General features: G+C 63.1%; 16 protein-coding genes. 14 read left to right on the top strand and 2 right to left on the bottom strand.

Annotated elements, in window-relative coordinates; genetic code table 11:
• The gene (locus GYH35_RS21365) at positions 1–1,464 is read right to left on the bottom strand and encodes a hybrid sensor histidine kinase/response regulator (protein ID WP_161810606.1); all 1,464 of its coding nucleotides are present in this window, start codon (positions 1,462–1,464) and stop codon (positions 1–3) included.
• A 161-nt stretch (positions 1,465–1,625) separates the two neighbouring features.
• Between GYH35_RS21365 and GYH35_RS21360 the strand changes: the two genes are divergently transcribed.
• From GYH35_RS21360 to GYH35_RS21320, 9 genes are all read left to right on the top strand, one after another.
• Positions 1,626–2,315 (top strand): response regulator, encoded by a 690-nt coding sequence (locus tag GYH35_RS21360; protein WP_161810607.1) that lies wholly within the window; start codon positions 1,626–1,628, stop codon positions 2,313–2,315.
• Between the two features lie 291 nt (positions 2,316–2,606).
• The gene (locus GYH35_RS21355; protein WP_161810608.1) at positions 2,607–4,088 is read left to right on the top strand and encodes a PAS domain-containing sensor histidine kinase; all 1,482 of its coding nucleotides are present in this window, start codon (positions 2,607–2,609) and stop codon (positions 4,086–4,088) included.
• Positions 4,089–4,232: 144 nt separating this feature from the next.
• Entirely contained in the window at positions 4,233–4,907 is a 675-nt protein-coding gene (locus GYH35_RS21350; RefSeq protein WP_161810609.1) for a response regulator, read from the top strand.
• 26 nt (positions 4,908–4,933) lie between these two features.
• The gene (locus GYH35_RS21345; RefSeq protein ID WP_161810610.1) at positions 4,934–7,333 is read left to right on the top strand and encodes a PAS domain-containing protein; all 2,400 of its coding nucleotides are present in this window, start codon (positions 4,934–4,936) and stop codon (positions 7,331–7,333) included.
• Positions 7,323–8,498, top strand: coding sequence for an EAL domain-containing response regulator (locus GYH35_RS21340; protein WP_161829457.1), 1,176 nt, complete (start codon positions 7,323–7,325; stop codon positions 8,496–8,498). Before GYH35_RS21345 ends, GYH35_RS21340 begins: the two co-directional genes overlap by 11 nt.
• A 170-nt stretch (positions 8,499–8,668) precedes the next feature.
• Positions 8,669–9,268, top strand: a complete 600-nt coding sequence (locus GYH35_RS21335; protein WP_161810612.1) for an RNA polymerase sigma factor — start codon at positions 8,669–8,671, stop codon at positions 9,266–9,268.
• Positions 9,261–9,869, top strand: coding sequence for a hypothetical protein (locus GYH35_RS21330; RefSeq protein ID WP_161810613.1), 609 nt, complete (start codon positions 9,261–9,263; stop codon positions 9,867–9,869). Before GYH35_RS21335 ends, GYH35_RS21330 begins: the two co-directional genes overlap by 8 nt.
• Positions 9,866–10,765, top strand: a complete 900-nt coding sequence (locus GYH35_RS21325) for a DUF4097 family beta strand repeat-containing protein (protein WP_161810614.1) — start codon at positions 9,866–9,868, stop codon at positions 10,763–10,765. Before GYH35_RS21330 ends, GYH35_RS21325 begins: the two co-directional genes overlap by 4 nt.
• Before the next feature lie 189 nt (positions 10,766–10,954).
• Complete coding sequence (locus GYH35_RS21320; protein ID WP_161829456.1) at positions 10,955–11,911, top strand: diguanylate cyclase; 957 nt, start codon at positions 10,955–10,957, stop codon at positions 11,909–11,911.
• Here GYH35_RS21320 and GYH35_RS21315 read toward each other — a convergent pair whose 3' ends face one another.
• Complete coding sequence (locus tag GYH35_RS21315; protein ID WP_161829455.1) at positions 11,912–15,580, bottom strand: PAS domain-containing protein; 3,669 nt, start codon at positions 15,578–15,580, stop codon at positions 11,912–11,914.
• A 178-nt stretch (positions 15,581–15,758) separates the two neighbouring features.
• Between GYH35_RS21315 and GYH35_RS21310 the strand changes: the two genes are divergently transcribed.
• The 5 genes from GYH35_RS21310 (at position 15,759) to GYH35_RS21290 (ending at position 20,721) form a co-directional block, all read left to right on the top strand.
• Positions 15,759–17,930: an AsmA family protein gene (locus tag GYH35_RS21310; RefSeq protein ID WP_161810617.1), complete on the top strand. Its 2,172-nt coding sequence runs from the start codon at positions 15,759–15,761 to the stop codon at positions 17,928–17,930.
• A 64-nt stretch (positions 17,931–17,994) separates the two neighbouring features.
• Positions 17,995–18,588, top strand: a complete 594-nt coding sequence (locus GYH35_RS21305; protein ID WP_161829454.1) for an SRPBCC family protein — start codon at positions 17,995–17,997, stop codon at positions 18,586–18,588.
• Positions 18,589–18,669: 81 nt separating this feature from the next.
• Positions 18,670–19,812, top strand: a complete 1,143-nt coding sequence (gene mutY, locus GYH35_RS21300) for an A/G-specific adenine glycosylase (protein WP_161829453.1) — start codon at positions 18,670–18,672, stop codon at positions 19,810–19,812.
• Between the two features lie 3 nt (positions 19,813–19,815).
• Positions 19,816–20,436 (top strand): DUF2306 domain-containing protein, encoded by a 621-nt coding sequence (locus GYH35_RS21295; RefSeq protein ID WP_161810620.1) that lies wholly within the window; start codon positions 19,816–19,818, stop codon positions 20,434–20,436.
• Between the two features lie 12 nt (positions 20,437–20,448).
• On the top strand, positions 20,449–20,721 hold the full coding sequence (locus tag GYH35_RS21290; protein WP_161810621.1) for an oxidative damage protection protein: 273 nt from the start codon (positions 20,449–20,451) through the stop codon (positions 20,719–20,721).
• Position 20,722 lies beyond the last annotated feature (1 nt).

Genomic DNA, 20,722 nt, shown 5'->3' with positions numbered 1-20,722 from the left:
TCAACCGCTCGCTGCGAGGCGCTTCTTGTCCTTGCTCTGTCGGAGCAAGTGCAGAGGCGCCGTCAGCGTAATCCTCGTGCCCGCGCCGGGCTCGTCGAAACTGATCGAGCCGCCGAGCATGCGCGCGCGGTATTCCATGATCTTCAAGCCCATGCCGGGCCGGCCTTGCGCGAGGCCCGCGCTCAGGCCGATGCCGTTGTCGGAAATGGAGAGCTGCAGCTTGCGACCGGTCGAGCGCAGATCGATGTTGATCGACGTGGCGCGCGCGTAGCGGGCCGCATTCGTCGATGCTTCTTGCGCGATTCGATACAGATGAGTCGCGGCGCCCTCTTCGAGATCGGGCAGCTTCTGACCGCCCATCGTAAAGGTGGTTTCCATGCTGTACATGTCCGTGCAGCGAGCCACGAGATGCTTGAGCGCTTCGGGCAGGCCGCCACGTTCGAGATTGACCGGCGCCAGGCCGCGCGCCAATGAGCGAGTGCTTTGAATCGCTCGCGCCAGCAAGTCGGTGATCTTCGTGACTTGCGCCGAGTACTGCGGCGACTCGCGCGCCATCTGCATCTCGAGACCCTTCATCAACAGCGACAGGCCGGTGAGCTCCTGGCCGAGGCCGTCGTGCAGATCGCTGCCGAGGCGGCGCTGCTCGCGATTGGAGATTTCCAGGATCTCCTGCTCGAGCTCTTTGCGTTGAGTCACTTCCTGCACAGTGCAGACGAGGCCGGACACGGTGCCATGATCCCGCAACGGGACGTGCGTGATCGTGAACCAGCGGACCGAGCCATCGAGCCCGATCCACGCGCGCTCCTGATCGGTGAGCGGCCGGCCGGTGCGCATGGTCGTTGCGGCTTGTCCTTCCATGTCGACGACATTTTCCTCGGTCCACAACTCGGATAGGAGCCGGCCGATGACCTCTTCACGTTTCTTGTTCAACGTTTCGAGCAGTGCGCGATTGACGACGGTTACGCGGTTCTCGGTGTCCACCGCATAAATGATCTCGGGCAGGCTGTCGATGAGCGTGCTGAGCAGGACGCGTTGTTCTTCGAGCGCGGTCTGCGCCAAGCGCCGCTCGCGACGCACGCGTGTTTCGGACAGCGCGCGATTCACCACCATCGGCAGGCGCTGTAGTCGATCCTTCAACACGTAGTCAGTGGCGCCACTCTTGAGTGCTTCGATCGCGCGCTCTTCGCCGAGCGAACCGGACACGAAAATAAATGGGATGTCGGCCGATCGCTCCAGCACGATGCGCAGGGCGGCGAGACCGTCGAAGCCAGGCAGCGTGTAGTCGGCCAGCACCAGATCGGGTGGCGTGCCGGCGAGCGCTGCGCGAAAATCGCTTTCCGACATCACGTGACGCCACGTAATGTCGAGATCGTTCCTCGCTAGCTGCAATTGAATCAGCTCGGCATCGTTGGGATCGTCCTCCAGCAGGACGAAATGCAGCGGTTCTGTTGAGTCCTTTTTCATATCGGTGGTGCCCAATTTGTACACGGGCGCGCCGGGAGCGAACGTATCACCCTGAGGGCACTGTGGAAAATGGGGATTGCTCCTTCCTTGTGCCCACTGAAGATTAAAGGTAGAGCTGGTAACGAGGGGCGCCACGACGGCCGCCCTTTTGAGGAATGACCATGGCCGATCCAACAAGGATCCTGATCGTTGATGACCATCCATTTGTCCGCGAAGGTTTGAAGCAATTGCTCGCTGGGCAGAGCGAATTCGTCCTGCAAGGAGAGGCTGCGTCGGTGCAGGCCGCGCAAACCGCCATAGCCGGCGAAGAACCCGACGTCGCCGTAGTCGATCTGGCGCTGGGCCCGGACGACGGCATCGAACTGGTGCGCTGGATTCGCAGTGATCATCCCAATGTCCGTGTGCTGGTGCTGTCGATGCAGGACGAAGCGCTCTACGCCGAGCGCCTGCTCCGCCTCGGCGTCAGTGGTTATGTAATGAAGAACGTCGCAGGCACGGATTTCCTCGGCGCTTTGCGCAAGGTCGCCCGTGGCCAGCGGCATGTCAGTTCTGCCATGGGCGAGCGATTGCTCAGCCAGGTCGCGCGAGGTCGCTCACCCGCGGCCGATGAAGATCCGGTCTCGGCGCTCACCGATCGTGAGCTGGAAGTGTTTCGCCTGATCGGTGAAGGCATCAGTACCCGTGAAATTTCGCAACGGCTCGACCTGTCCATGAAGACGGTCGACGCGCATCGTCGTCACATGCGCGAGAAATTGAATCTGCGCTCCACCAGCGAGCTGATCCGTTACGCCACGCAATGGGTGTCGGATCGAGGCGGCGCCGCCGACGCGGCCCCTAGTGGAACCCACTGAGTAAAAACTACTAACGGCCGTCCAGTGAGTGTGACACGCATCACACTCACTGCGTTCCCTTAAGTGAGCAATACGCGCAACGCGACGTATAAGTAATTGCCCAGCTTGGTTTTATCGACCAAGCGAGAAACACGCCACAGTCCGGGTAAAGACGCTCACACCGCGTGCGACATTAGGGGAGTGGCTGATATCCCCTACAACGCCGCTACAACACCATGCTGCCCATGTTCGCGGGCTCAGTTCTGCCTGCGATGCGTTCTGCCATTGTCGCCCCGCAGGGAACAGCACGGCTTGAATACTGCGAAAACATACGATCTTGCGCTCGCCGGCCCCTCGCCGGTCGAGACCGGGCTGCGTACGACGCTGCAAACGGACACGATGCGGCAGCTGGTCGGCGCGGTCGGCGAATTCGTGTTCGTGGTCGATCGCGGCTTGCGTGTGATCGTGGCCAATCGCGGCATCGGCGAGCGCTCGGCCAAGCAGCTCGAAGGCGCGCTCGTTACCGATTTATTCCCACAGAGCCTGCATGCGCGGGCCTTGTCGACGCTGCATCGAGTGCTCGCCAACGGTCAGGTCGATGGCTACGTCGCCGAGATCGAAGGCAACGATGGACAGTCACGGCATTTCGACGTGCGTGTGAGCCCGATCCGCGACGAGCAGAAAATCGTCGCGCTCGCGGTTGTAACCACTGAGACGACCGAGCAAGTGCGGGCCGAGCGCGCCATCGCGACTCAGGCGCGCATGATCGAGTCGATGCTCGAAGGTGTCGCGGTGATCAACGAGCAGGGTGTCATCGAGATCACCAATCCGGCCTTCGACATGTTGTTCAGCTATCGTCGCGGCGAGCTCATCGGCCGCAATATGGCGCAGCTCGCCGGCTGGCCGTTCGAGCAGCCGGAGCGTTGGCAACCGCTGTCAGTGGAACAGGGCCGCTCCATGCAGGTCGAGTTCGACGGACGTCGCGCCGATGACACGCACTTCGCGGCGCTGGGCGTGCTGTCCCGTTTCGAAGTCGCGGGGCGCAATCACAGTCTGCTGGTGCTTCAGGATGTCAGCGAGCGCAAGCAGCTGGAGCGCGCGATCCTGCAGGCAGTGAGTCGCGAGCAATATCGCATTGGTAATGATCTACACGACGGCCTCGGTCAGGAGTTGACGGGCATCGCACTGATGCTGCGTGGGCTGGCCGGCCGTCTGACCACGGAATACCCGACGATTCTGCCGGAAATCGAAGGCATTACCCGGCTGGTGAACAGCTCCATCGAGAGCACGCGGGCGCTGGCGCGTGGTCTGTCGCCGGTCAATCTGGAACGCGGCGGCCTGTCCGACGCGCTCGAAGGCCTGGCGATGCATGCGCAGGAGCTTTATGGGGTCGACGTCACTTGTACTCATCGTGTGAAGACCATTCGCCCGCTGAGCACTGAATTGGCCAATCATCTCTATCGGATTGCGCAGGAAGCGGTTCGGAACGCGGTCCGCCACGGCCAGGCGCGGTCTATACGACTGCATTTGCATGGGGCCCGCGCTAAGGTTCGGCTGACGGTAACTGACGACGGCATTGGCATGCCGGCCGATGCGGTGGACGCAGCAGGCATGGGCCTGAAAATCATGCGGTACCGCGCACGGATCCTGGGCGGCGAAGTTCGTTTCGAGCGGGGCGGGCCGGATAGTTCCTCCGAGCAGAGCCGGCCCGGCACACGCATCGTTTGCGAATGTCCCCTCGAGCCCGCAGCCGATGCCGCCAAGGCGCGTCGTTCCCGTAAGCGCGCCAGCTGAACAGGTTGTAGTCCGGCAAAAGTCGCGCCTTTTGCCGGACGTTGTCGAAAGGGCCTCGGCCGCTTTCGACCAGTATAAGTAGCAGGAGTGAGTGCAATGAGCGTTGGGCCTTCTCTGTTCAAACCGGCACATAAGCCCCCCGGTATGTCCAAGGACCAGAAGCGCCGCGTGCTGATCGTCGACGACCATCCCATCGTGCGTCAGGGACTGCGGCGTTTGATCGAAGCGGAGGCGGATCTGGAAGTGTGCGGTGAAGCCGAGACGGCCCGCGAAGCAAAGTCGATGATTCGCGAGCAGGAGCCGGATGCCGTGATCGTGGACGTCTCGCTCAAGCAGGGCGATGGCCTGGAATTGGTGAAGGACGCGCGCGCTCACTACCCGGCGCTTCCTCTGCTCGTGTTGTCGATGCACGACGAGGCGATCTATGCGGAACGCATGCTCTCGGCGGGCGCGAACGGTTACATCATGAAACAGGCGGCCTCGGACCAGTTCCTGATCGCGCTCCGGCGCGTGCTCGATGGCGGCATCTATGTGAGCGAAGCCGTCGGCAACAGCATGATCGAGAAGTTCGCCTCGGGTGGGGCGTACATCTCCTCGAATCCGGTCGACAGCCTGACCAATCGTGAGCTGCAGGTGCTGCACATGATCGGCAAGGGCCTGTCGACGCGACAGACCGCAGAAGCTTTGAATCTCAGCGTGAAGACCGTGGAATCGCATCGTCAACGCATCAAACGCAAGCTCTCGTTGCGCACTTCGGCCCAACTGATGCAGTACGCGGTCAACTGGTATGCCGGGAGGGAGCCGGGCGCGAAGCCTTGAGAGCCTCGCGCGCGACCGCGCAATAAATGAACTCATTGCAAGGACTGCTCGGCGGGAATCTCGTCAGCCTGGCCGTGGGCGTCGCCCTCGGCCTGGTGCCGGCGATTATTTCTCTTGCGTTGCTGGGCAAGCTCCGCAGCCGACTGCGCCGACGTCACGCCCAACTCACGGCCGCCAATCGACGCAACCAATCCATCGTCGAGGGCTCGGGCGAGGGCGTGCTCGAGCTCGATAACGTCGGTCATGTCCGTTACGCGAATCCGGCGGCGGCCAAGATGCTCGGCTACGAGCCCGAGGAGCTGGCCGGCCTCGACTATCGCGTGCTCATCAATACTCAAGAGGACGGCGATTCGCGCACGGATCCTGTCCGTCGCGTGCGTTACACGACCGACATCATGCGCGGCGTCGGCGCGTTGTTGCGCCGGAAGAACGGCACGTTCCGTCCGGTCGAATACAAAATTCTGCCGGTGACCGAAGAAGGCGCGTCAGTCGGCACCGTGCTGGTGTTCCGTGACATCGGCGAGCGCGTGCGGCTCGACAACCTGCTCAAGGACATGCAGGCCACCGCCAAGATCGGCGGCTGGGAATACGACGTCACCAGCAAACAATTGCATTGGACCGAGGCGCTGTACGCCATCCACGATCTGCCGGTCGGGCATCTGATCGATGTCGAGGCGCATCGTGCGTTCTTCCATCCCGAAGACCGCTTGAAAATGCAGAGCGCCGAGCGCATGGCCATCGACGCGGGCCTGCCGTCCGATCTGCTGTTACGAATGACCAGTGCGCGCGGCCGCCAGCTCTGGGTCAGAAGCATCGTCAAAGCCGAGCGGCGCGGCGGCAACACCGTGCGTCTGCATGGCACGATCCAGGACGTCACCGACCTGGTCAGCGCCGAGCGCAAGTTGCGCGAGACGCGCGATTTCTTCGAGCTGACGTTGAATGCCGTGCCGACGCCGGTGACCTACGTCAACTCGAGCATGATCGTGACGTATGTGAACAAGGCGCTGGAAGAATGGGTTGCACAGCCCGCCGATGCGGTGCTGGGCCGGCCGTTACGCGACAGCATCAGCGAGGAGCAGTTCGCCGAAGTCGAGCCGCTGATCAGGAAGGTCATGGCCGGAGAGTTCGTGCGCGTCACGCAGAGTGGCGTGCGCAACGGCCGGCATCGCGAATGGCAGAATCATTTCGTGCCGCAGATGGGCCCGAACGGCGAAGTGCTGGGCTTCTTCTCCATCGTCTACGACCTCACCGAGCAGAAGCGCCTCGAAGGGCGTCTCATGCAGGCGCAGAAGATGGAAGCGATCGGCCAGCTCACCGGCGGCATCGCGCACGACTTCAACAATCTGCTCGGCGTGGTCATCGGCAACTTGCAGCTGCTCGATCGCAGCGTCGCAGAGACGCCGACCCTGGCGAGAAAAGTTCACACGGCCATGCGCGCTGCTGCGCGTGGCGCCGATCTGACGCGTCGTTTGCTCGCGTTTGCGCGTCGGCAGATCCTCGAGCCGGCGGTGCTCGATCTGAATCGTCAGCTGTCGGGCCTGAGCGAGCTGGTCCAGCGCACCATTGGCGAATCCATCGAAGTGCGTATGATCCAGGCCCATGATCTGTGGCACACCAGCGCCGATCCGGGCCAGTTCGAGAACGCGATCTTGAATCTGGCCATCAATGCGCGCGACGCCATGCCTCAGGGCGGCCGCCTCACGGTGCGCACCCAGAACGTCACGCTCGACGCCAAGTTCTGCGCCGAGTATCCCTCCATCGAGCCGGGCGACTTCGTGGCCATCAGCGTCAACGACAACGGCGTCGGCATGGAAGCGGAAGTGCTCAAGCGCGGGTTCGAGCCGTTCTTCACGACCAAGGAATCGGGCAAGGGCAGCGGCCTGGGCCTCGCGATGGTTCACAGCTTCGCTGAGCAGGCGGGCGGCATCGCAACGATCGAAAGCACGGTCGGTGTCGGCACGACGGTGACCATCTTCCTGCCGCGCTCGCAAGAGGAACAATCGGCTCGCGAAGACACCATCGTCACGCGGGCTGCGCCGGGCGGCACCGAGACCATTCTGGTGGTCGAGGACGACGCCGACCTGCGCGACACCGTCGTGACTGCGCTGACTCAGCTTGGTTATCGCGCGCTCGCTGCTGCCAATGGCGCGGCGGCCGTGCGCATTCTGTCCGGACCGGAGCGCATCGATCTGTTGTTCACCGATGTGATGATGCCCGGTGGCATGCTCGGGCCGGCGCTGGCCAAGCGCGCCCGGGAATTGCGCCCGGACATCGATGTGCTCTTTACTACCGGCTATGCCGACAACGCCGTGCTCGCGGGGACTGCGGGGCTCACGTCGTCGGATGTAATCCATAAACCCTATCGCAACGAAGATCTGGCTATGCGGATTCGCCATGTCCTCGATAGGGAGGCTCGTGTCGCCTGATCAAACCAACAAACTGCTGGTCATCGACGATCAGCCCGACCTCTGCGAGTTCATCTCGGAGGCCGCGGCCGGTCTTGGCTTCGAATCCAAGGGCGTCACCGATCCGGAAGCGTTCCGACGCGCCGTGCAGGAATTCCAGCCCTCGGTGGTAGTGCTCGATCTGCAGATGCCCGGCGCCGATGGCATCGAGCTGTTGCGTTACCTGGGCGAGCGCGGCAGCAAGGCACAGATCCTGGTCGCCAGCGGCATGGATCAGCGAGTGCTGCAGACGGCTCAACAGATCGGCAAGGCCCATGGCCTGCAGATGTTGGGCGCGCTTCAAAAGCCGATCCTGCTCGCGGATCTCGAAGCGACGCTGCGCCAATGTTTGAGCAGCGATACGCCGATCAGCGCCGCGGCGCTGACCGCAGCGCTCGATAAGCGCGAGATCATCGTTCACTACCAGCCCAAGGCGACGCGTCTCGCGCCGAATCGCTGGATCGTCGAAGGCGTGGAAGCGCTGGCGCGTTGGAATCATCCATCGCTGGGCTTTGTGTCGCCGGTTCGTTTCATCCCGCTGGCCGAGAAGAACGGTCTGATCCGTCGGCTCACCGAACAGGTGCTGGAAACGGCGCTGTCTCAATGCCGCGCCTGGGATGCCGTTGGCCTGCAGTTATCGGTGGCGATCAATCTTTCGCCCCAGCTGTTGAACGACCTCGCGTTCCCCGATCAGGTCGCCCGCATGGCGACGCAGGTCGGCGCCGATGCGCGACGCATTATTTTCGAAGTAACCGAAAGCGCCGCCATGTTCGACCCGGGCACGACCATGGACGTGCTGACCCGCATGCGCGTGAAGAACTTCGGCCTGTCCATCGACGACTTCGGCACCGGCTACTCGTCGCTGAAGCAGCTGTACCTGATGCCCTTCAGCGAGCTGAAAATCGACACCTCGTTCGTGCGCGATGTGTTTGCCCACGAAGATGCGAGGACGATGGTCGAGACCATGGTCCTGCTCGCTCACAAACTGCGCTTGACCGCCTGCGCCGAGGGCGTCGAATCCCAGGAGGTCCTGGACTTTCTCGACTCGGTCGGCTGCGACCGCGCCCAAGGCTATTTCATCGGCCGTCCCATGGCCGGCACGGCGCTGGAAATCGCCGTGCGCGAATGGAACAGCAAGCAAAAATAGCCCTGCGGCCGGCACTGTCCCCGGCCGGCGGATTCTGACAAAAACCTCATTACTGTTAAGCTCTTACCCAGGTAATCATCCGACTACCCCTGGGTTAAACCATCCGGGCCTCCGCCGCATCGAACTCAACAAAGGCGGACGTAACACGCGAACGGAGTGGAGAGGGCAACTTGCAATACGGCGCTGGCGCCAACGAATCGGTCCCAGTAGCGGACCCCCTGCTCTCCGACGCGAGCCTGGTTACGGCTGCCCGGGGTGGCGATACGCGCGCGTTCGAGCGCCTGTATCGCACCCACAGCGGCAAAGTAATGGGCCTGTGCCTGCGGATGACGCGGCGGCGGGACGTGGCGGAGGATTGCGTGCAACAGACATTCATCAGAGCGTGGCGGAGCCTGCAGGCCTTCGAGGGCCGCAGCTCGTTCGGCACCTGGCTGCACCGGATCGCGGTGAACGAGGTGCTGAGCCATGGCCGGAATCACGGCACGCGCTCCGAATCCAACGAAGATGCGATCGAGAACGCCATCGCGGAGCCGGGCGACGGCGCCCGAGAGCTCGACGCGGGCCAGGTGATGGATCTGGAGCGCGCGCTCACCACCTTGCCCGAGGGTGCGCGTCACGTGGTCGTATTGCAGGCTGTGTACGGTTACAGCCACGAAGAATGCGCCGACATGCTCGGCATCGCAGTCGGCACTTGCAAGGCGCAACTGCATCGCGGACGAAAGTTGTTACGCGAGCGCATGGGCCTGGCGGCGGAGGCGGACGATGAGTAATCAAGCAAACAAGCCTGACGATCCGTTGAGCCAGATGCTGGCGGCCCTGCCGAAGGACGTGCAGCCCGAGCGCGATCTGTGGCAGGGCATTCAAGCCGAGATCGGCAAGACGCCCATCGTCACCGACAGCGCGCCGGTCGTGCATTTCTCGTCGACGCGCTGGTTTCAAATGGCCGCGGGGGTGCTTCTTGTGCTCGCCACGTCCCTCACTACGTTTGTACTTACGCGCAGCTCCATGGAGAAGGACGCCGCCGTGCAGGTCGCTCAACAGCCCGTGCCGACGGCCACTGCACCGTTGAATGCAATGCCGGTGAGCTTCGGCACCGAGGCGTTGGGCGCCGATTATATGAAGGCCCGCTCGGAGCTGGATGCGAGCTTCGAGGCGCGCATGAAGACGCTGCCGCCATCGACCCGCGCCAAGCTCGAGCGCAACCTCGCCGACCTGCGTCACGCGGCCAACGAGATATCCGCGACGCTGGCCGAGAATCCCTCCGATCCGCTGCTGCAGGATCTGTTGATGTCCACCTATCAGCGCGAGCTGCAGCTGCTCGCCGACGTTAGCGAAGTGCCTGTTTCCCATCCCGTGAGGACCGATCTATGAACGCCCCCATGTCAGCAGCGCTGCGAGCTGCCCTGGCCATGGCCATGCTGACGGCGGCGGCATCGCACGCCGGTGCCGAAGAAATTTCCAAAACTTTGCCGGCCGATGCGCGCGGCGAGGTGGAGATCGTCAATGTCGCCGGCACGGTCGAAGTCACCGGCTGGGATCGCGCCGAAGTGAAAGTCGACGGCGAGCTCGGCAGCAGCGTCGAGCGGCTGGATTTCCGCAGCGACGGCCAGCGCACCCTGATCAAAGTCGTGCTGCCACGGGGCGGCAGCTCGTCCGGCTCGAGCGATCTGAGAATCCGAGTGCCCCAGGGCAGCGGCCTGATCATCAACACGGTCAGCGCCGATCAGATGATCAAGAGTGTGCGCGGCTCGCAGCGCCTGCAGTCGGTCAGCGGCGGCATCGATACCGATTTCGGCCCGGGCGATCTGGAAGTCAAAACCGTCAGCGGCGACATCCGGGCGCATGGCGAGGGCAAAGGCCAGGTGCGGGCCACCACGGTGAGCGGCGATCTGGAAATCAACAAGGGCGGCCCGGAGCTGGATTTGAATACCGTCTCCGGCGACATGACGGTGGCGCTCGACCGGCTCGATCGCGGCCGGATCAAGACGACCAATGGCGATCTGAATCTGACCGCCGCGCTGGGCGACGATGTGCGCATCGATGCCGAAGCGATCAACGGCGACCTGCATTTCAACTTGCGCGGCCAGGTCAACGCCGAGTTCGATATTGAAACGTTCAATGGCGATATCGACAACTGCTTCGGGCCCAAGCCGAGCCGCAGCCGGGAATACGGCCCCGGCAACGAGCTGCGTTTCACGGAAGGCAAGGGCGACGGGCGCGTGCGGGTCAAAACGCTCAACGGCGGTGTGATGATCTGTAAGCGTTAGACTGGCAAAGGAATGTGACCTCTTTCGCACGCGACCGCGCGATGATTCGGCAACGGTGAACGCGGTCGCAGATCGTATCTAACTTTGGATAAGGGCCCTGGCGTAGCCGGCTGGGGATGGCCGCAAATGTGATTGAGTGCCGCAGCTGCGCTTTGCGGCAGAAGCCGTCACCGGGTACGATCCCCGGCGATGTCTGCAACCCCCTCCGAGACCTCCTCCGCGCAACCAGCCTGGCGGATTCTGCTCGTCGATGACGAGCCGACGCAGCGCCTGATCATGGCGCGGCTGCTCAAGCGTGGCGGTTATGAGGTCGAGATGGCGGCCAACGGCCGCGAGGCGCTCGCCAAGCTGGAACAGGGCGATTTCCCGTTGATGATCACCGACTGGGAGATGCCGGAGATGGACGGCGTGGCGCTGTGCCGGGCGTTGCGCTCCAAGGAGCGGGGCTACACTTACATCATCCTGCTCACTTCGCGCGATGCCATCGAGCACCTGGTCGCCGGCCTGCAATCCGGCGCCGACGATTATCTGATCAAGCCGGTGGTCGAGCCGGAGCTGATCGCGCGGCTCAATACCGGCCGCCGCATCGTCACGTTGGAACGTTCGCTGCGCGCCGCGAATGAAGAAAACCGGCGGCTGTCGATCACGGACCCGCTGACCGGCGTATACAACCGTCGTTATCTGATGGAACAACTGCCGCGAGAGATCGATCGCGCGGCCCGCTATGGCCGCCAGCTCGCCGCCATCATGTGCGATGTCGACTTCTTCAAGAAGATCAACGACACCTACGGCCACCTGACCGGCGACGAAGTGCTGAAATGGTTCGGTAGCGCGCTCAAGAGCGGCGTGCGCTCCAGCGACTGGATTGCCCGCTACGGCGGCGAGGAATTCGTCATCGTGCTGCCGGAGACCAATGTCGCCAATGCCGCCAATGCGGCCGAGCATCTTCGCAAACATATTGCCGAACAGCCGTTCAAGGCGCCCGGCCAGGAATTCACGGTGTCCGCCAGCTTCGGCGTGTCCGGCTGGCGGGATAAAGTGCCGCAGGGTGCAACGCTCGACAGCCTGATGGCGCGTTGTGACGCCGGCGTTTATGCCAGCAAGGCCGCTGGCCGGAACCGCATCACCACCGAAATCCAGGACTGATCAGCCCGCCTTGGCCATCGGGTCCGGCGCGTACTGAGTCAGAAATTCCTTCGCGCGCTCCAGTTCCGTCGCCAGCTGCGCGACCAGTTCGCCCAATCGTTGCTGATCCAGACTCGAGGCTTGCGCCTCCAGCATGTGCGACAAGTTGCGCAACGGCTCGGCGTGCACATTTGCGCTGGCGCCTTTCAACTTATGCGCGATACGGCTCAAGCCAGTCCGATCGAGCGCGGCCAGTGCGGCGCGCGCTTCATCCAGCGCCTGCTCGCCACTGGCAATGAACGTTGCTACCAGCTCCCGGGTGAATTCCGGATCGCCATCCGTCAGCTCGTTGAGCCGTGACAAATGGACCGGAACGTTTGTCGCCACATCGACTTGCGCCGATGTTTCCTCGGCCGTGATACGCAGGCCGAACTTGGTCAATGTTTCGTGCAAGCGGGGGATTTCCAAAGGTTTGGTGAGGAAGGCGTTCATGCCCGCTTCCATGCAGCGCTCCAGCTGGCTGGCCATGGCATTTGCCGTCAGCGCCACGATGGGCGCATGCGGCCGGCCGTCGCCAGTCTCGCGTTCGCGGATGCGCAGCGTCGCGGTGATGCCATCCATCACCGGCATCTGCAGGTCCATGAGAATCAGATCGAACGTTGTTTCTTCGCAGGCGCGCACCGCTTCGACGCCGTTGTCCGCGACCCGCACCGTGCAGCCCATGCGTTCCAGGAAACGGACCGCGACCTTCTGGTTGACGGCGTTGTCTTCCACCAGCAGCACGGTGCCGCGATAGGCTGCGACGATATGCGCCGCCAGCGTGTTACGAGTCACGATCGGCTGGCTCTGCATGTGCCACTGCTTGGCGTCGTGCGCCAGCACGCGATCGAGACATTCGAGCAGCTCGCGGGCGCGAATCGGCTTGGTGAGATAGGCAGCGAAACCCAGCGCCGCGAAGCGATGGATGTCGCCGTGGCCGTCCATCGATGTGAGCATCACGAGGCGCGCTTGCGACAGCTGCGCATCGGCGTTGATGCGCTCGCCGAGCGTCGCACCGTCCATGTCATGCATGCGGTGATCGGCGAGGACCACTTCGAACGGCTGGCCATCGACGGCCGCGGTATGTAACAAAGTCATCGCCTCGATGCCGCCGGCGGCGAGGCTCACTTCGAAGCCGGCATGCATGAGCTGGCCGGCGATCACACGGCGATTTGTTTCGTTGTCGTCGACGACAAGCACGCGTCGGCCCACGCGGCTGAGCACCAGTGCAGGCGCCGGTGCCGGCAACGCCTGGAGTCCTGCTGGCGATAGCGGCAACGTGAACCAGAAGCACGAGCCTTTGTTGAGCTCGCTCTGCGCGCCGACTTCGCCACCCATCATCTGCACCAGACGGCGCACAATGGACAATCCGAGGCCCGTGCCGCCGAAGTGGCGCGTGGTCGACGAATCCGCCTGCACGAACGGCTGGAACAAGTTCTGCAGTGTGCCGGCGGCGATGCCGATGCCCGTGTCCCGAACTTCGAAACGCGCGCGCGGACGGCCGTCGCCCCAGTCGACGCGGCTCACCTCGATGACGATCTCGCCTTCGCGGGTGAATTTGATCGCATTGCTGATGAGGTTGAGCAAACATTGCCGGATGCGCTGCGGATCGCCGACGACCCGATCCGGCACGTCCGGATGGATGTGCACGACCAGCTCGAGATTTTTCGCCGCCGCCTGGAACGCCAGCATCACCGCGGCTTCTTCCACCGTGTTGCGCAGATCCAGCTCCAGCGCTTCGATGTCGAGCTTGCCGGCTTCGATCTTGGAAAAATCCAGAATATCGTTGATGACGATCAGCAGCGAATCGGCGCTCGAACGGATGGTTTCCGCGTAGTCGCGCTGAGTGCGGTTGAGCGGGCCTTCCAACAACAGGCCGGTCATGCCGATGATGCCGTTCATCGGCGTGCGAATCTCGTGACTGACATTCGCGAGGAATTCGCTCTTGGCGCGGTTGGCGCTCTCGGCCGCTTCGGTCGCGCGTAACAGTGCTTCTCGCGCCGACCTAGCTTCGGTCACGTCTTGCAGCGAGCCTGACAGACGCAACGGTCGGCCGTGCGCATCGCGTTCGGCAGTCGCGCGTGCGCGATACCAACGATAGTCGTCCCAGCGAGTGCGCAGGCGAATCTCGACGTCGTAGGGCTGGCGCTGCTGGAAATGCAGGCGCGTCGCGTTGGCGACCGCTTCGGCGTCATCGGCATGCAGGCATTGTTTGAGGAAGTTTGCGCCGGTGGGCAGGTCGGTACTGTCGTAGCCCAGCAGCTCGGCGACGCGCGGCGAATGCCATGACGAGCCGTCCGCATCCATTTCCCACAGGCCGTCCTGCGTACCGTTGATTGCGCGCTCCAGGCGTTGCTGAGTGAGGCGCAGCGCATCCTCGGCGAGCTTCTGTTCGTGAGCGTCTTGAATGGAGCCGGCAACCAACACGGCGAGGCCCTGCTCGGTGCGCTCGGCCATGCCACGATGACGAAACCAGCGATACTCGCCGCGCTTCATCCGCAGGCGCAGGGTGACATCGAACGCCTCGCCTCGTTCGACGTGATGTAGCAGCGATTCTCGGCCGCGGCCGATATCTTCCGGATGAACCAGCGCCTCCACCTGGGCGGAGGTGGTATCGAGCTCGCCATCCTCATAACCCAGCAACGCGTGATAGCTCGATGAAAACCACATGCGCCCGTGCACCAGATCTTTTTCCCAGTGCCCTTCGGAGCTGGACAGCGAGGCGCGTTCCAGTCGCTTCTCCACCTCGCGCAGCATCTGCGTCTGCTGTTGCAGCCGGTCGGCTGCTTCGATTTCCTTGGTGATGTCCCACGATACGCCCAGCAAACGCAGATAGCCGTCGTCGGTGCTGAGCACGCGGGCGTGCGTTTGCATGTTCAGCAGCCGGCCGTCGGCACCTCGAATGCGATAACGATAGGAGATGCGCTCTTCGCCTTGGGCGCGAGCGCGGGCCACCACGGCTTCGATCTCGTCGCGATCGTCGGGATGCAGCTTGTCCAAGTAAGCATCCAGCGACAGATCCGGCGTGTCGCCGAAGAGGTTGCACAACGGATTCTCGATCCACGCGAAGCGGCGTGCTTTGGAGTCGATTTCCCAGCAGCTGATGTTCGCGGCTTCGGTCGCCATGTTGAGTCGCACAGCGAGCATCTGCTGTTGCGAGGCGTGCTCCACTTCCTCGGTGATGTCGCGGGTGACGCCGATCAACTCGCCGCGCGGATGGGCCGGGCTGCTGTGCGGCAGCTTGCGGAAATGGGTGTGAATGTGACGAATCCGGCCGTCCGGGTGCACTATCCGGGTTCGCACCGAGCCGCCCTGGTTGGGGCCGTCGACTTGCGCGTTGATTTCCTGGCCGGTGCGTTCGCGATCGTCGGGATGCACGGGCAACATGCCATCCTCGAGCAGCGCTTCGATACCGAGCATGCGTTGCAGGGTCGGATCGCTGAGTACCCGCCGGGTGGCGACATCCAGACGCCAGACGCCGATGCCGGCGATGTCGGTGGCGAGCTTCAGCTCGGCGCGCAGAGCGTCTTCTTCGAGCTCGTCGGACTTGCGCAATCGGCCCCGGAGACGCCAATAGGCCCAAAGCGCCGCCGCGCCCAGGAGGGCGCCGAGCGCAATGCTGGCCAGGTGCGTAACGTCGAACTGAACCATTGATCCGCAAATCCGATTGCCGGGGGGCCACCTCACCACCTGTATCGGCAAGGGACAAGGAAGCCTGCCCGTCCCATCGGATTTTCAGGGATGGCCTTAACGGGTCCAGTGTGAACTAGTCCCGCATCCCGGCTGTTAGAATCCCGTAGCTTGTGACCTTGCTCACAAAGGAGCAGACATGCGGGCATTGAAGATCGCCGGAATCGTGGTCGGCAGCATCGTGGCGCTGATCGTCGTGGTGCTGCTGGCGGTGGTGTTGTTCGTCGATCCGAACGACTATCGCGACGATATCGAGCGCATCGTCGAGAGCAAGACCGGTCGGCAGCTGACCCTGAGCGGCGATCTGCACCTGTCGATTTTTCCATGGCTGGCGCTCAAGGCCGGTCCCGCGAGCCTGGGCGATGCCCCCGGCTTCGGCGACGAGCCATTCGTTTCCATTCAGGAAGCGCGGGTCGGCGTGCGCCTGCTGCCACTGATCCAGGGCAAGGTCGAAGTCGGCGACGTGCGTCTGGCCGGTGCGCGGATCCGGCTCATCACCGACGAGCAAGGTCGTAACAACTGGGCCGACCTGGGCGAGCAGAAAGAAGAAACTGCACCGCCGCCTGCCGACGAGAAGTCCATGGAAGTGCCGACCATCGCCGGCCTCGAGATCGAGGACGCCGCGGTCACCGTGGAGAACCGCCAGGAAAAAACGCGCCGTGTGGTTCGCGACTTCAATCTCAAGACCGGCCGCCTTGCGTCGGGCGAGCCGTTCGATCTGACCACCGATTTCGTGCTCGATCAGGAACCGTCGCTGTCCGCGAAGGTGAAGCTTGCGACCAAGGTGACGGCGGATCTCGAAGCCAACGCGCATCGGCTGGAAAAGCCGCAGATCGATGTCACGATCACCGGTCAGGGTTATCCGCAGGAAGGCATCCCGGTCAAGATCGCCGCCAACGCACTGAGCGCCGATGTCGCGAAGGAGCTGTATCGTCTCGAAGCGTTGACCGTGAATACGACTTGGAAGGGTGAAGGCTTTCCGAGCGCCGGCGTGCCCGTCATCCTGCAAGCGAAAGATTTCAACGCGAACCTCGCCGCGCAGACCCTCGAGCTCACCGGCCTCGATCTGGACCTGGCCGGCGGCCATCTGACCGGCTCGCTCACCGGCAAGGAAATTCTCGACGCGCCGGCGCTGACCGGTCCGCTCAAGCTCGATCAAGTGTCGCTGCGCACCTGGGCGCCGAAGCTCGGTGTGTCGCTGCCCGCGACCAGCGATCCGAAAGTGTTCGAGAAACTGAGTTTCTCCGGCACGGTGTCGATGACCAAGTCGAGCGCCGACGTGGGCGACATCGTTCTGCAACTCGATGACACGATCGCGAAGGGCATGCTCGGCGTCGCCGACTTCGATGCCAAGGCGCTGCGCTTCGATCTGAATGTCGATCGCATCAACGCCGATCGCTACCTGCCGCCGCCGGTCGAGCAGCCAACCAAGGCTGCCGCCGACGAGCCGCCGACGCCGATTCCGGTGGAGATGTTGCGGACGTTGAATGCACGCGGTCAGCTGCAGGTGGGCGAGGCGATCTTCGCCGGCATCAAGTTCACCAAGTTGAAACTCGGTGTGAATGCGCGTGACGGCAAGGTGCGCTTCAATCCCTCGCAGGCCTCGATGTACGGCGGCAATTACAGCGGCGACATCGGCATCGATGCAACCGGCGACGTGGCCCGCATCACGCTCGACGAGCACATCAGCGGCGTCGACTTCGCGCCGTTGTTCAAAGATTTCTTCGAGACCGATCGTGTTTCCGGCAAGGGCGCCGCCAACATCAAGCTGGCCGGCTCGGGCAAGAACACCGACGATGTGATGAAGACGCTCGACGGCACAGTCGATTTCAAAGTGGCCGACGGCGCGCTCGAAGGCACCGATCTTTGGTATGAAATCCGCCGTGCCCGCGCCGTGCTGAAACAGCAGGCGGTTCCGGAGCGCAGCGGCCCGGCGCGCACGCCGTTCACCGCGCTGACTGGCAGCGGTGTGATGAAGAACGGCGTGCTGTCCAACAACGACTTGAACGTCGCCATGCAGTATCTGAAGGTGACGGGGCAGGGCACGGTCGATGTTCCCGCCAGCACGCTCGACTACAAGCTGATCGCCGCGGTGCTGAAGATCCCGCGCGAAAGCGCCGATGCCGCGCAAGTGCAGGATCTGGTCGATGCGGAGATCCCGGTGAAAATCACCGGCTCGCTCAGCGATCCGAAGGTGCGCCCCGATCTGGAGGGCTACCTGAAGAACGAGCTCAAGCAGCGAGTCGACAAGGAAAGGGACAAGGTCGAGGAGAAGTTGAAGGACAAGCTCAAGGATTTGTTCAACCGTTGAAACTAAAGCGCCATGGCGGGCGACTTACGCTGTGAGTGTCGCGCACATATTTCCGGGTCGCGGGATGGCAGCTTCGAAGTCAGATTGGCCGCATCGTCATGCTCTGCTCGCCGCGGCGCTGCTCTTGTCGGCGCCCGCTGCGGGCGCCTTCAATATCGAGCGCAGCGAAGCCCGCTACGTCGACAAGCACTTCAGATACGAGCTGATAGTCACGCTGGATGCGCCCATCGAGCGCGTCGATGAGGTATTGCGGGACTACGCCGATTATCCCTCGCTCAACCATCGCATCCTCGAGTCCAAGATCCTGGAGCGGCCCGCGCCCGACACCGTCACCCTGGAAACGACGGTCGAAGTCTGCTTTGGCTGGTTCTGCCGGAATGTCACTCGCGTCGAGCGCGTGCAGGAATCGAAGTACGCGCTGCTGGCGGTCGCCGACCCCGAACGCAGCGATGTGAAGTTCAGCGAGACGCGCAGCGAGCTGTCCACCGGACACCACGGGGCGACCCGTGTGAAGTATGTGACCAACGTGGTCCCCGGCTTCTGGGTGCCAGCTCTCGGCGGACGGCGCATGCTGCTGCGGACGCTGGAGAACGAGACCCGGGACCTGTTCATGAACGTCGAGGAAAAAGCCCGGGATCCGGCGGCTACGCCGCCCTGATACGCATGCGGCGTTGTCGTGGCCTCGGGGAGGCCACGACACCTGGTCCGTGTTTCGCGCCGGCATGGCATCATTCCGGCCATGCCAGCTGCCGCCAAGCCCGCCATCGCCAATCAGTTGACTCTATCGGACGCCACCGAGCGTGGGCGTGCCGGCGCTGCTGCCCGTCCGGCTGGCGAGAAATTCGCCAGCGCCTTGCTGGCTTGGTTCGATATACACGGTCGCAAGCATCTGCCCTGGCAACAGCAGATCACGCCCTACCGCGTCTGGATCTCCGAGATCATGTTGCAACAGACGCAGGTGACCACCGTCATTCCTTACTACGAGCGCTTCATGCAGCGCTTTCCGGACGTGCGGGCGCTGGCCGCCGCCGATGACGATGAAGTGCTGCATCTGTGGACTGGCCTGGGTTACTACGCCAGAGCGCGCAATTTGCTCAAGGCTGCGAGAACCATCGTCGCCGAACATGGCGGTGAGTTCCCGGAGACGCTCGACGCGGTTCAAGCGTTGCCGGGCATCGGCCGCTCGACGGCGGGCGCCATTCTCGCGATCTCGAAATCCCAGCGACATCCCATTCTCGACGGCAACGTCAAGCGCGTGCTCACTCGCTGCTTCGGCATCGAAGGGTTCCCTGGCGAGACTGCGGTCGAACGTGAGTTATGGTCGATTGCCGACGACTGCACCCCGGCGGAACGAGTGGCGCACTACACGCAAGCCATCATGGATCTGGGCGCGACGGTCTGCGTCCGCTCACGACCCGCATGCGTTGTCTGTCCCATGCACGAGTTCTGTGTCGCGCGACGCGAAGGAATGCAGGCCATCCTGCCGACGCCCAAGCCTCGCAAGGAACGGCCGGAACGCGCGGCATACGCTGCGATTCTTCAACGAGCCGACGGCGCAGTCTTATTGGAGCGTAGACCGCCGACGGGCATCTGGGGCGGTCTGTGGACGTTTCCTCAGTTCGATACGCGAGAAGATGCCAGCGCCTGGATGGAGCGACACACTGGCGACTCCTCGCTGGCGACCCAGGCGCTGCCGCCGTACTCACATTCGTTCACTCACTTCGATCTCACATTGCAGCCTCTGTTAGTGCGCGATGCGCGCGAACAGCCTGCGATTGCCGACGCCGAGCGTTATTGCTGGTACGACGTGAAACAGCCTGCCAAGATCGGCCTGGCCAAGCCGGCGGTCGATCTGATTCGCGGCCTCACCGAACAGAGTTAGCAAATGAGCGTGATTGCCCCACAGGATGTGAGTCGCTCGCGATGGCTGCAGGTGGGCTGGGCATTCATGCTGCTCGGCGCGATGCTCGCCGCCGCCAATGCAGTCCTGTTCATGAGCATCGACGCCTACGGTCATCCGGGCATCAAGTCGCGGTTCATTGCGACTGAGATTGCTGGCTGGATGCATACGCTCGGCGGAGCGATTGCCGTCGTGCTCGGGCCGTGGCAGTTCTTGAGCCGCGTACGGGTACGCTGGCCGCGTGTCCACGTTTGGACGGGTCGTATGTATCTGCTGGCGGTGCTGAGCGGCGCGCTGGGCGGGCTATACTTTGCGCCGACGAGTGTTGGCGGCAATCCTGGGGTCATCGGCTTCGGCATTCTCGCGGTGTTCTGGTTGTACACCGGAGCGCAGGCCTATGGGTCTGCTCGCCGCCGGGATTTCGTGGCGCATCGACGCTGGATGATCCGCAATTATTCGCTCACATTCGCCGCGGTGACTTTGCGCCTCGAGCTCGGCTTGCTGCAGCTGGGCGGGTTGAACTTCGATGTTGCGTTCCCCATCGTGGCGTGGAGCAGTTGGGTGTTGAACTGGCTGGTCGCCGAGATGTGGCTGCGCCGGAAGTAAGGTGGAATCGCTATGGCCAGAATGGTGAAGTGTGTGTTGCTGGGAGTCGAAGCCGAAGGGCTCGACTACGCGCCGTATCCCGGCGAGCTCGGGCAGCGCATTTACGAGAACGTTTCCAAGGAGGCGTGGCAGCGCTGGCTCAAGCACCAGACGATGCTGCTCAACGAATACCGCCTCACGCCCATCGAGCCCAAGGCCCGCAAGTTCCTGGTCCAGGAGATGGAGAAATTCTTTTTCGGCGGCGGCTCGGACAAACCCGCGGAATTCAAACCCGAAGGCGAGTAGT

This window comes from Steroidobacter agaridevorans (assembly GCF_009932555.1).
In the GTDB taxonomy this organism is placed as follows: Bacteria; Pseudomonadota; Gammaproteobacteria; order Steroidobacterales; family Steroidobacteraceae; genus Steroidobacter; species Steroidobacter agaridevorans.
This window is presented reverse-complemented; position numbering and strand designations above follow the sequence as displayed.